This is a genomic window from Humibacter ginsenosidimutans (genome assembly GCF_007859675.1).
Taxonomy (GTDB): Bacteria; Actinomycetota; Actinomycetes; order Actinomycetales; family Microbacteriaceae; genus Humibacter; species Humibacter ginsenosidimutans.
The window spans coordinates 3,324,243-3,336,044 of sequence record NZ_CP042305.1; the positions used below are offsets into that span (position 1 = coordinate 3,324,243).

Annotated in this window: 12 protein-coding genes; 7 read left to right on the forward strand and 5 right to left on the reverse strand. The window is 69.8% G+C overall.

The window, feature by feature from the left end; all coding sequences use genetic code 11:
• Positions 1-71: 71 nt before the first annotated feature.
• From FPZ11_RS15395 to FPZ11_RS15420, 6 genes are all read left to right on the forward strand, one after another.
• Positions 72-1,532, forward strand: a complete 1,461-nt coding sequence (locus FPZ11_RS15395; RefSeq protein WP_146321975.1) for a dicarboxylate/amino acid:cation symporter — start codon at positions 72-74, stop codon at positions 1,530-1,532.
• Positions 1,533-1,573: 41 nt separating this feature from the next.
• Entirely contained in the window at positions 1,574-2,773 is a 1,200-nt protein-coding gene (locus FPZ11_RS15400; protein ID WP_246846291.1) for a glycoside hydrolase family 3 N-terminal domain-containing protein, read from the forward strand.
• Between the two features lie 37 nt (positions 2,774-2,810).
• A complete protein-coding gene (locus tag FPZ11_RS15405) occupies positions 2,811-3,068 on the forward strand; it encodes a type II toxin-antitoxin system Phd/YefM family antitoxin (protein WP_146321976.1) in 258 nt (85 codons plus the stop codon).
• A 1-nt stretch (position 3,069) separates the two neighbouring features.
• Complete coding sequence (locus FPZ11_RS15410) at positions 3,070-3,327, forward strand: Txe/YoeB family addiction module toxin (RefSeq protein WP_146321977.1); 258 nt, start codon at positions 3,070-3,072, stop codon at positions 3,325-3,327.
• 124 nt (positions 3,328-3,451) lie between these two features.
• On the forward strand, positions 3,452-4,048 hold the full coding sequence (locus FPZ11_RS15415) for a hypothetical protein (RefSeq protein WP_146321978.1): 597 nt from the start codon (positions 3,452-3,454) through the stop codon (positions 4,046-4,048).
• Positions 4,045-4,674, forward strand: coding sequence for a DUF6518 family protein (locus FPZ11_RS15420; protein ID WP_146321979.1), 630 nt, complete (start codon positions 4,045-4,047; stop codon positions 4,672-4,674). The genes FPZ11_RS15415 and FPZ11_RS15420 overlap by 4 nt, the downstream gene beginning before the upstream one ends.
• A gap of 34 nt (positions 4,675-4,708) precedes the next feature.
• Here FPZ11_RS15420 and FPZ11_RS15425 read toward each other — a convergent pair whose 3' ends face one another.
• From FPZ11_RS15425 to FPZ11_RS15440, 4 genes are all read right to left on the reverse strand, one after another.
• Complete coding sequence (locus FPZ11_RS15425; protein ID WP_146322919.1) at positions 4,709-5,722, reverse strand: agmatine deiminase family protein; 1,014 nt, start codon at positions 5,720-5,722, stop codon at positions 4,709-4,711.
• A gap of 244 nt (positions 5,723-5,966) precedes the next feature.
• Positions 5,967-6,392, reverse strand: coding sequence for a hypothetical protein (locus FPZ11_RS15430; protein ID WP_146321980.1), 426 nt, complete (start codon positions 6,390-6,392; stop codon positions 5,967-5,969).
• Positions 6,393-6,478: 86 nt separating this feature from the next.
• Positions 6,479-7,657: an FAD-dependent monooxygenase gene (locus FPZ11_RS15435; RefSeq protein WP_146321981.1), complete on the reverse strand. Its 1,179-nt coding sequence runs from the start codon at positions 7,655-7,657 to the stop codon at positions 6,479-6,481.
• Positions 7,658-7,994: 337 nt separating this feature from the next.
• The gene (locus FPZ11_RS15440) at positions 7,995-9,533 is read right to left on the reverse strand and encodes an MFS transporter (protein WP_210415887.1); all 1,539 of its coding nucleotides are present in this window, start codon (positions 9,531-9,533) and stop codon (positions 7,995-7,997) included.
• 86 nt (positions 9,534-9,619) lie between these two features.
• Between FPZ11_RS15440 and FPZ11_RS15445 the strand changes: the two genes are divergently transcribed.
• Positions 9,620-10,315, forward strand: coding sequence for a TetR/AcrR family transcriptional regulator (locus FPZ11_RS15445; RefSeq protein ID WP_210415888.1), 696 nt, complete (start codon positions 9,620-9,622; stop codon positions 10,313-10,315).
• 16 nt (positions 10,316-10,331) lie between these two features.
• Here the strand turns inward: FPZ11_RS15445 and FPZ11_RS15450 are convergent, their stop codons facing one another.
• A complete protein-coding gene (locus tag FPZ11_RS15450) occupies positions 10,332-11,681 on the reverse strand; it encodes a PucR family transcriptional regulator (RefSeq protein WP_146321983.1) in 1,350 nt (449 codons plus the stop codon).
• Between the last annotated feature and the right edge of the window lie 121 nt (positions 11,682-11,802).

Consider the following 11,802-nt stretch of genomic DNA (forward strand, 5'->3'; position numbering starts at 1 on the left):
GCACGCCCCTGGCCCCGTAACAGAGCGTCACAGCGCCAGCGCGGCCGGCGCGCCCTCATTAGCGTGTCGGGGTGACTTCGACCACCCAGACTGCCAAGAACCCCGCAGGAGACGACCCCGCGAATACGCCGAAGCCGAAACGACGGGCGCCGCGCTGGCTGACCTCGTTCGGCAACCAGATCATCGCCGGTCTGGTGCTCGGCGTGGTCATCGGCCTCATCGCCCGTTCGATGGGCGGCACGCAGCTCGATCCGAACTGGCTCACCGCCACGGTGACGACCATCGGCAACTCCTACGTCTCGTTGCTCACGGCGGCGGTCGTCCCGCTGGTGTTCACGGCGATCGTGAGCTCCATCGCCAACCTGCGCCAGGTGTCCAACGCTGCACGGCTCGCGGTCCAGACGCTCATCTGGTTCGCGATCACGGCCTTCATCGCCGTGCTCATCGGCATCGCGCTCGGCCTCATCGTGCAGCCCGGCGCGCACACCGGCGTCTCGAAGTCGTCGGAGGCGCTGCCGCAGCACGTCGGATCGTGGTGGGCGTTCCTCATCGGGCTCATCCCGTCGAACGTGTTCGGGCTCGGCGCGCAGTCGCAGGTGACCGGCACCGGCGCCGACCTCGCCGTCACCACTGGCGTGCAGTTCAACGTGCTTCAAGTGCTCGTCATCTCGGCGGCGATCGGCATCGCGGCGCTCTTCGTGGGCAAGAAGGCGGAGCCGTTCCTCAGCCTGACCTCGTCGGTGCTGGCGATCATCCAGAAGGTGCTGTGGTGGATCATCCGGCTCGCCCCGCTCGGCACGCTCGCGCTCATCGCGAAGGCCGTCGCCACCTACGGCTGGGATGCCCTCGGCTCGCTCGGCGTCTTCGTGATCTCCATCTACGTGGGCCTCGTCATCATCCTGTTCGTGGTGTACCCGATCATCGTGCGCACCAACGGGCTGTCGATCAAGCAGTACTATTCGGGCGCCTGGCCGGCGATCCAGCTGGGCTTCGTGTCCCGCTCGTCGATGGGCACCATGCCGCTGACCGAGCGCGTCACCGAGCGCAACCTCGGCGTGCCGCGCGAGTATGCGGCGTTCGCGGTGCCGCTCGGCGCCACGACCAAGATGGACGGATGCGCCGCCCTCTACCCCGCGCTCGCCTCGATCTTCGTGGCGCAGTTTTACGGCATCCACCTCACGTTCGGTCAGTATCTGCTGATCATCGTGGTCGCCGTGATCGGCTCAGCGGCGACAGCGGGAACCACGGGTGCGACCGTGATGCTCACGCTCACGCTGTCCACGCTCGGACTGCCGCTCGCCGGCGTCGGCCTGCTGCTGGCGATCGACCCGATCATCGACATGGGCCGCACGGCGATCAACGTGGCCGGGCAGGCGCTCGTGCCGACGATCGTGGCGAAGCGCAACGGCATCCTCAACCTCGACCTCTACAACGCGAAGCGCAACGGCGACGACCCGTTCCGCGACGACAACGACGGCAAGTCCGTCGCCGACGACGCGGAGGCCGGCGAACTGGAGCCCGCGGCGGCCTGACCGTCGCCCGCCGATCGAGCGGCCAGCCTACGATCGAGGGCGTGCGAACTGCGAGCGGTCGGATGCTCCGCGCGGCCGTCCTGGTCGCGGTCGCAGCCCTGCTCGGCGGCGGTGTGGCCGGATGTGCGGCATCCGGCCACGCGCCGCACACCTCCGCGGTGCGCACGGCCACTGTGACGCCGAAAGTCACGCCGACGCCCACGCCGACGGATCCGATCGCCGGCATGACACTGCAGCAGAAGGTCGGCCAGCTGTTCATGGTCGGCACGCAGGCGACCGAGGCCGAGTCCGCCACCCTCGATGCCGTGCGCACGCTGCACGTCGGCAACGTCTTCCTCGCGGGGCGCGCGCACGGCGGCACCGCCGCCACGAAAGCGGTGGTCTCGCAGTTCACCGCGCTCGTCTCGCCCGACGCGACCGCGGGGCTGCCGCTCTTCGTCGCCACCGACCAGGAGGGCGGCGAGGTGCAGGTGCTGCAGGGACCGGGCTTCGACACCATGCCCACGGCGCTGCAACAAGGCGCGATGGCGCCAGACGCGTTGGCGGATGCCGCCCAGCGCTGGGGCGGGCAGCTGCAGGCATCCGGGGTCAACATGAACCTCGCCCCGGTGGTCGACCTCATCGCGTCGCCGCAGGCCGCGGCGAACAACCCGCCGATCGGCGGCTTCGATAGGCAGTTCGGCTACACGCCCGAGGTGATCACCAGCCACGCTGACGCGTTTCGCGCCGGCATGGACACCGCGGGCGTCGTGCCCGTGATCAAGCACTTTCCGGGTCTCGGCGCCGTCACCGAGAACACCGACACGAACTCCGGCGTGACCGACACCACGACCACGGCGACGAGTCCGAGCGTCGGTGTCTTCCACACCCAGATCGAGCACGACGCCAGAGTGGTCATGATCTCGAGCGCCGTGTACTCCGAACTCGACCCGCATTCGCCGGCGGTGTTCTCATCGGCGATCGCGACGGGCCTGCTCCGCAACACGCTCGGGTTCACGGGCGTGACGATGAGCGACGATCTCTCTGCAGCGCAGCAGGTGCAGTCCTGGTCGCCGGCCGACCGCGCCGTGCTCGCGATCGAGGCGGGCGTGGACATCGTGCTGGTGAGCGCCGACCCGACCGTCGCCGCGCCGATGGTGGTCGCCGTGGTGGCGAAGGCGCAGTCCGACCCGGCCTTCGCCGCCCAGGTGGATGCCGCGGCTCGCCGCGTCGTGCAGCTCAAGCGGGAGCAGTTCGGGTGAGGTGCATGATGTACAATTTTCTGTACAGGAGGATGTCATGAAGACGATGAGTTACACCGAGTCACGGGCTCGCTATGCCGACGTTCTCGACTCGGTCGTCGACGACCGCGAAGAGGTGGTCGTCACGCGTTCCGGACACGAGCCCGTCGTCATCGTCTCTCTCGAGGACTACGAATCCCTCCGGGAAACCGCCTACCTCATGCGCTCTCCCGCCAACGCGCGCAGGCTTCTCGACGCGATGGAGCGACTGGAAGCGGGCAAAGGCCGGGCGCACGATCTGATCGAGACCGACTGAGGTGCTGCTCGTCTGGGACGAGAACGCCTGGGAGGACTACCTCTGGTGGCAGGCTCAGGATCGCCGAGTGCTGAAGCGGATCAACGCGTTGCTCGCGGACATTCAGCGGGGCGGCAACGAAGGCATCGGCAAACCCGAGGCGCTGAAGCATGACTTCGCCGGCTACTGGTCACGGCGCATCACCGACGAACATCGCCTGGTCTACAAGGTGATCGATGACGAAGTGCGCATCGCGGCGTGCCGGTATCACTACGCATGACTCGTGGCGAGTCAGTGCGCAAGGTGGAATGAGCTGCTCTGTTCGCCATGATGGTCGAAGCGCAGCCCGAGGAGGTCGTATGCGTTCGTTGAGGCCGATTCCCGGCAATCCGTGGCCGCACGACATGGTGATCACCGTCGAGGGCGAATCTCAGACGCTGCTGGAGCTGCTGTGGATCCGCGAAGCCTGGCAGCTGCATCCTGTCGGAGACGATCTGCCGCCCGAGCTGGTCGACACCCCGCCGCAGCTGGATGCCTCGGCGCGAGCGTCAGCGCCGATCGCCGCGTGGCAGGAGTCCTGGCCCGGCATGTGGAAGGCGTGCATCGAGCACGTCGGCGCGCCGCGCGATCCCGGCATCCTCGACCGGCTGCACGGCTCGGAACTCGGGTCGGACGAACGAAGCCACCTTCTTCGTGAACTCGTAGGCCCGTCCTGGCGGGAGGACATCGGTTCCGAGGCGATGACGGACGAAGGCCGGCAATGGATGGAACAGCTCAACCGTCGGCATATCGATGGCATGCGGCGTTCCGCCGGCGAAAGCCCGGAGCGTATGGCGCTCGACGCGCTTGTGCCGGCGTGGCGACGCGGCCTGACGAAGATCGTCGAGGTGCCCTGCCTGGGAACCTTCACCCGGGTCATCGGTGCGCACGCGTTGCTCGTCACGGCCGAGACGCGTGCCGACGTCGAGCGCTACCGCGCGGCGCTGGCGGAGTTCGCATGACCCCCGAGCCCGCAGCGGCGCATCAGACCAGGTCCGGCCGCGTCGTCGGGTGGCTCCCGCGCGCGATCGTCGTGGTGGTGGCGAGCTTCGCGATCGGCTGCCTCGAGTCGTGGGCGCAGGGCGTTCTTCCGGATGCCGTGCGCCCGCTGTCGAATTCGGCGAGCGGCTGGACCCTCGTCACGGCACTTCTCGTGTTCTGGTCGCGGGCGACGCCGCGCATCGCGGCCGTTCTCGGCGCCCTGAGCTTCGTGCTTCTGGTCGTCGGCTACAGCGCCATGTCGACGGCGCGTGGCTTCGCGTACTCGCCTGTCACGTGGGGGCTGATCGGCGTCGTCGTCGGTCCGTTCGTCGGGGTGGCCGCCGCGTGGCTGCACTCACGCGGCTACCGCGCGGCGCTCGGAGGCGGTCTGCTCGCGGGGATCGGCATCGGCGAGGGCGTCTACGGCCTGACGTCGATCGCCGACACGACGGGCGTCGCCTACTGGATCGCCGTCATCGTTCTCGGCATCGCGCTTCTGGGCTCCCTCGTGTACAGGCGGGTGCGTGGCGTGGGACCCGTCGTGCTGCTGATCGGTGCGACCGTCGCGACCGCGATCGTCCTCGTGGTCGTGATGCGGTTGGTCTGAGCTCCGTCAGCTCGAGCGGCGCCGACCCGCGCCCTCAGGGGGTGACGATCGCCGGCTGGTGCTGCGTGATGCAGTGGATGCCGCCGCCGAGCGCGAAGATGGGGCGGGCATCCACCCCGACGATCTCGCGGCCGGGATACGCCTCGGCCAGGATGTCTCGCGCCTGGGCATCGCTCGGGTCGCCGAACGTGCACGCGATCACGGCGCCGTTGACGACCAGGTGGTTCACGTAGCTGTAGTCGACGAAATCCTCGTCGTCGCGCAGCACCTGTGGCGCCGGCAGCTCGATGATGTCCCACTCCTCGCCGTCGGGCGTGCGCGAGGCGCGAAGCGTGTCGAGGATCTCGTGCGTGATCTCGTGATCGGGATGCTCGGCATCCGTCTGCACGTGCACGAGCAGCCTGCCCGGTGACGGGATGGTGGCCAGGATGTCGACGTGTCCTCGCGTGCCGAAGCGCTGGGCGTCGCGATACAGGCCGCGGCGCAACCAGATCGGGTTCGTGGCACCGATGGTGCGGGCGAGCTCGGCTTCGACATCGGCCTTGGACGTGTCGGGGTTGCGGTGCGGATCGAGCTGTACGGTCTCGGTGAGCAGCACGGTGCCGAGCCCGTCGACGTGGATGCCGCCCCCTTCGTTCACGAGCTCGCTCAGCACCCTGCGCGCCCCGCTTCGCGCCGCCACGAACGCCCCGATCACGGAGTCGTTGCCCCACCGCGCCCACTCCTGCGCGCCCCAGCCGTTGAAGCGCCAGGTGACTGCGCCGAGCCGACCGTCGTCGCCGAGCACGAACGTGGGACCGATGTCGCGCATCCACGCGTCGTCGAGCGGTGCGAGCACGATCTCGACGTCGGACGACAGCGTGCGCCGTGCCGCCCCGAAGTCGTGCGGGTCGACCACCATGGTCACCGGCTCGAACGGCAGGATGCTGTGGGCCACCTCGCTCCACGCCGCCCGCGCCGCTTCGAGGCTCTCCGCCTCGCCGAGATAGCTGCCGCCGGGTGGGAAGGCCATCCACACCCGCTGCTGCGGCGCGGTCTCCGACGGCATGCGCCAAGAGACGTCGGGCTCGGAGTCGGTGACCCCGGAGTCGGGCTCCCCGGAGTCAGCGGCTCGCGCGTCGGTCGATGCGGTCACGTGCGCCCCGTCGTCGTCGCGTACCGCGGCCTTCTCGTTCGCCTTCTCGGCGGAGTCGACAGAATCGGTCTCGGACGATGTGTCGTTGTCAGCTGTCATGGAATCCCCCCCGGACCATCCTGTACCCCACCGCCCTGGGATGCGAGGACGTCGGCCGTCAGCCGGCGGCGGGTCCGCGCGACACCGTCCGGCCGCGGCGCCGGCGCAGCCGGAGCACGATGCTGATGATGCCGAAGACCACGGTGACGATCAGTCCGATGCTCATGACCACGTTGCCGGTGACGGTGCCGAGGTTATGCGACACCAGGTTGGGCTGGAGCTTGTCGGTCGCGATGCCGCCGAACATGATCCACGCTGCGATGAGCACGGAGAAGACGGCGCTGAACGACCAGCGCGAGGTGAGTATCGTCACGAGGCCGAACGCGGCGATGAACCAGATGCCTGGCGGAAACGAGTATCCGAACTTCGCCGGGTCCGCGATCCATTGGATGACCAGGCCGACGATGCCGACGGCGAGCCCGGCGAGGGCGAACTTCTGGGAGCGATCACTCAGATCGATGAGGGTGTTGCGGCGTTCTGTCATGGTTCCATCGTTCGCGCGGATCCCTGCCCGGGCATCCGACGCGAGAAGACACCTTGCGTACGCCGTGCGGAGTAGCGGCGTCGGCGTCAGTCGTCCGCGTCGGGGAGCGGCGCGGGCGGCAACCAGTCGAAGATGCGCGACGACGACGAGGCCATCGCACCGACGGGAGCGAGCCGCATCAGCCCGTTGCGCGCGGCGACGGCCGCGGGATTGCTCAGATGCGAGCCGATCCGCGCCATCATCGCGGACCGGCGTTGGATGCCACGAGTACGGCCGTACCGTTCTGCCGAGTAGCGAGCGACACCATCGATCAGCTCTCCAGGACGAACAACGCGGCCGAGGGCGGCTGCGTCCTCCAGGGCCGTGTTCACACCCTGCCCCATGGTGGGCAGCATGGCGTGGGCGGCATCGCCGAGCAGCACCACGCGGCCCGCGGCGATGCGGTGTGCCGTCGGCGACAGCTCGTACACGTCGTGCCGGAGCAGCCGTCTGGGATCGGTCGCTGCGATGAGCGCAGGCACCGGCTCTGCCCAGTCGGCGAAACGGGTGAGCGCGGCGTCGAGCTCGTCGGAGAAGTCTGTGTGCTCGGGGAGCCGCACGTAGCCGTACCAGTAGATCTCGCCTTGATCGATCCGGAGCGCGCCGAATTCGGCGGCCGGTCCCCAGTACGCGCGGAACGCGTCGCCGATCAGGTCCGTGCTGCCGGCGATTCCGCGCCACGACGACATGCCCGAATACCGAACCCGCACGGCGGGGTCGACACCGGCGCGCACGACGCTGCGCAGGCCATCCGCGCCCACCACGAGGTCGGCGCTCAGCCGTCGCGTCGTGCCGTTCTCGGTCACGTGCACCCTGGCGAACTCGCCGGGGAGGCTTCCTGGCTCGACCCCGTGCACCGTGGCCGAGTGGTGCAGGTCTGCCCCGTGTGCCGCCGCCAGGAGCATGCCGTGCAGACGTTGCCGGTGCACCCCATGGAGTCGCAAGCTCTCCGGCGCGTTTTCCGCGTCGAGCCGGGCGATCCAGCGGCCGTGCACATCGCGGGTGCCCTCGGCGCGCAACGGGTGTCCGAGGGAACGTGTCTCCTCACCGAGCCCCAGCGCGCTCAGGGCGGTGACGCCGTTGGCGGTGAGCGCGAACCCGGAGCCGACCTCGGAGAAGTCGGGCGCTGACTCCAGCACCGTCACCTCCCACCCGGCTCGAAGCAGGCCGACCGCTGCAGCGAGGCCGCCGATGCCGCCGCCCGCGACGACCGCGTGGCCGTTCATCGGCGCCCGTCGGCGGTGCCCCCGACGCTGACGCTCTGCGAGACTCGGATTCGTGGCGCGGTGCCGGCGCTCGGCACGGTTCGGCTGCTCAGGGCGATTCGGGCGGTCGGTGCGGATCGGGCGGTCGGGGTGGTACAGATGCTGGACGCGGAGACGGGTACCGCCCCACAAGACAATGGCGGCGCGGAGCACGCGGATGCCGGACTCATACTTCGATCCTCCCGAATCGACCGGGTCCGGCCATCCGTCGGCCGGCGCATTTCGAGTACGCCGATCGGCGTACTCGAAGGTTTGCGCCCGATGTCGAGAACCTGCGCCATCACATCAGGGCGACCGATCAGGCGTCTTCTCCCGCCGCACCATCCCCGCACGTGGGACCGACGTCGGATGCTGATCCGCTGCCGGATGCTGAGTCGCCGCCAGGCGCCTGGCGGTCGCTGGATGCCGTCGGCATCGTTCCCGGAATCACCGTGAGAGCGACGACCACGGCCGCGAGAAGCATGCCTGCGGCGATGAGCATCCCGAGCGCGTATCCTCTGGTGAGCGTCTGGGGAGTGGCGAGAGGGCCGGTGCCGGCCGCGGCCGCGGCACCGAGCGCCGCAAGACCCAGCGACGCGCCGATCTGGCGGGAACTGTTGAGCAGACCGGACGCGCTGCCCGCCTCCTGGGGCGCCACCCCGATCGTCGCGGTGGAGACCACGGGGCCGAGGCACAGCCCGAATCCGATGCTCGCCACGATGGACGGCCCGAGCACACCGGTGACGAAGGTGCCGTCGGCCGAAATGAACCCGAACCAGATGAAGCCGATGGCGGTGAGCAGCCCGCCGCCGGCGAGCAGGGTGCGCGGGCTCACGTGGTAGCCGAGCCTGATGGCGATCACGGAGCCGACCACCACGCCCAGCGCGAAGGGCAGGAACTCGAGCCCGGTGAGGGCGGGATCGGTGCGCAGAACGCCCTGCAGATAGAGCGACATGAAGTAGAAAGTGGCGGCCATCGCCCCGCCGAGAAACAGGTTGTAGAGGTTGGCGCCTGCGACCGCGCGGTTCGCGAACAGGCCGAGACGCACCAACGGATCGCGCGCCACGGCCCGTTCCACATACACGAAGGCCAGCAGCAGCACGAGCGCAGCCGACAGCGTGAGAAGGGTGACCGGCGAACCCCGGGCGTACTGGTCGGTGCGCACCACGCCGAAGACCAGCAGCGAGATGCCGCCGGTGCCGAGCACAGCGCCGAGGACGTCCAGGCGTCCGGGCGCGGCGGAACGCGCATCTGTCGGCAGCGCCCGCCAGGCCAGCAGCAGCGTGCCGGCCGCCATCACGACGTTGACGAACATCACCGATCGCCAGCCGGCGTACTGGGTGAGGACTCCGCCGATGAGCACGCCGAGCGCACCGCCGGCGGCGTTGGCGGCGGCCCAGATGCCGAACGCCCTCACCCGCGGCCTGCCACCGGAGAAGGTCGAGGTGAGCAGGGCCAGGGCCGCAGGCGACAGCAGCGCCGCGCCCACGCCTTGAGCCGCGCGAGCCGCGATGAGGCTGCCGGCGTTCGGAGCGAAGCCGCCGCCGAGAGACGCCAGCGCGAACACCGCGAGACCGAGGAGAAGGATGCGGCGGCGGCCGAAACGATCGGCCGCCTTGCCGCCGAACAGCAGCAGGCCGCCGAAGGTGATCGCGTAGGCGTCGATCACCCAGGTCGCGCCGATGTTGCTGAAGCCGAGGCCGAGCTCGATGCGCGGGATGGCCAGGTTCACGATCGACAGGTCCAGCGACACCATGAACTGCACGATGGCGACGGTGGCCAGGATCAGGCCGGCCCGCGGGTCGCGGCCGTCCTGGAGGCGGGTGGGTCGAGACTCGACAAGGGTATTTCGGAACATGTTCCTAAATTAGGAAGATGCAGGCATCCTGTCAATCGCTCGCTCATCGGTTTTGCTTGGGCGGCACGGGACAGCATGATGAAGCGGTGCCCGAGTCTCCGCCGTCGTCGCCCCGACCCGGTCGCCCGCCGGCGACCTCCAGGGCGCAGCTCCTGGTGGCGGCGCGCCGGCTGATCGACGAGAACGGCTGGGAGAAGCTGACGATGCGGCGCCTCGCGACCGAGCTGGGCATCGGCTCGACCACGCTGTATCACCATGTGCGCGACAAAGGGCACTTGCTGATGCTCCTGCTCGACGAGCATGCTGCTCAGGCGAGCCGACCTCAGCTCCCTGACGACCCGCGCGACCGCATCGTCGTCGCCGCAGCCACCATGCACGACGTCCTCGCCTCGTGGTCGTGGGCGGCCGAGGTGCTCACCTCTGACGGATTCGTGGGCGTGCTGGGCGAATCGTCGCTCTGGAGCGTCGACGTCATCGTCGGTGCCGCGCTCGACCACGGCTGCACGCAGGCGGATGCCGTCGCCGTCTTCCGCAGTATCTGGTACTACACCGTGGGCGAGATCCTCGTGCGAGCCCGCACGGCGCAGCACGCACCTGGCACCGGGCGGCAGTCGCCTGACACGGCACCGTCGCCCGACCGTGACCGGTTCCTCGCCGACGTCGACCCGACCTGGCTGCCGCACCTCGCCGCCATCGGACACCAGTGGCCCGCGCTCGCCGGCCGCGACACCTACCTGCAAGGTCTGCGCGCCCTCGTCGACGGACTTCTCACCGCTCGCTGACGCCCGCCCGGGTGTGTCAGCGCATCCGCAGCGCCGCCCATACCTCGGCGCGATCGGCGAAGACGTCGAAGTCGCGCCCGAGCACTCGCTCGGCGGAACGGATGCGCGCGTTCAGCGTGTGCCGGTGCACGCCCAGATCCCGCGCTGCAGCGTCGTAGACGCCGTTGCGCTCCAGCCAGGTGAGCACGGACTGGGCGAGCACGCCGTCGGGATCGCGCGCGGCGAGCGGCGCGAGGAGCGCCGCAGCGCGGGCACGGGAATCCTCGTCTTCGAAGCGCAGCAGAGCGGGCAGCGCGTCGGCCCCGGCGGGCGACGCCTCCTGCACCTCGGTGGCTGCGTCGACCTGCGCCCGCGCACGATCGAGGGCGGTGACGGACGCCTCGCTCAGCCCCGCCTCCCCGCCCAGTTCGCCCACAAGGCACCGGCTCTGCTCGAGGGAGTGCAACAGCGAGCGCCGCAGGGCGGCTCGCGCCGACCCCAGGGCGTGACCCTGCTCGAGCGCGAGGCCCGCCAGTGCGACCACGCTCGTGACCACCTGCTGCGCTGCCTGGTCAGGCTCGTCGGCGCCCCCGTGCGCGAGCACACCGAGCAGTCGATCGCTCGCACCGATGGTCTGCAGCGCGATCACTGTGCCCGCCTCGGAGACCGTGGCGCCTGAACGACGGCGGGCGCGGAGCATCCGCATCGCCTCAGCGGTGACGACGTCGCGCACGGAGGCCTGCACGGCGCGAGCCGGGAACGCCCGGTCGACCGCACCGTCGGCATCCACCAGAGCCACCCACCGGCCGAGCTGCCTGGCCAGTTCGGCGAGCGTCGCGTCGAGCCCGTCCGGTCGCAGGGCGGCCAGCGACACGGCGCGCTGCGCAGCGAGGGCCCACGTGTTGCGCGCGTACGCCTGCTCGGCGACGAGGTCGGCGGCGTAGCGGGCGACGGCGATGAAGGGGGTGCGGTAGGGGATCTCGAGAAGCGGCATGCCGCTCGCCAGGCACGCGGCGACGAGGCCGTCGGGCGTGGCCCGCACGACGCCGGTGCCGAAGCCGAGCGCAACCACTCCCGTGGAGGCGAGGCGTGCCACGTAACCGGCGTAGTCGGAATCATCGTCGTGCGCGGTTCGCGAGTGGCCCCGCGCTCGATGGGGCACCGGTTCTTTGGCGCCGACGCCGCCGATCGCGGCGCCGAACTGGGTGCCCGTCGTGAGCAGCACCTGGCCCGGGCCGAGGAACGGGGTGGGGTCGGCGAGGTCGGAGCTGTGCACCCACGACACCGCAGCGTCCAGAGTGTCGGGAGGCAGCGCATCCCGCGGTGTGAGCAGCTCGAGGCCGAGCTCCCGGCGGGCGAGCAGGATACGCACGGTGGGCGTCGGCATGCCTTGATTGTACAAACTGGCCAGCCAGGCGCATTTGACTGTCCAATCTGTACAGCCCCATCTTCTCGCACCGGGCCTAACCTGAGCCCATGCACGGAGCCATCCGTTCAGAACTCAGGAT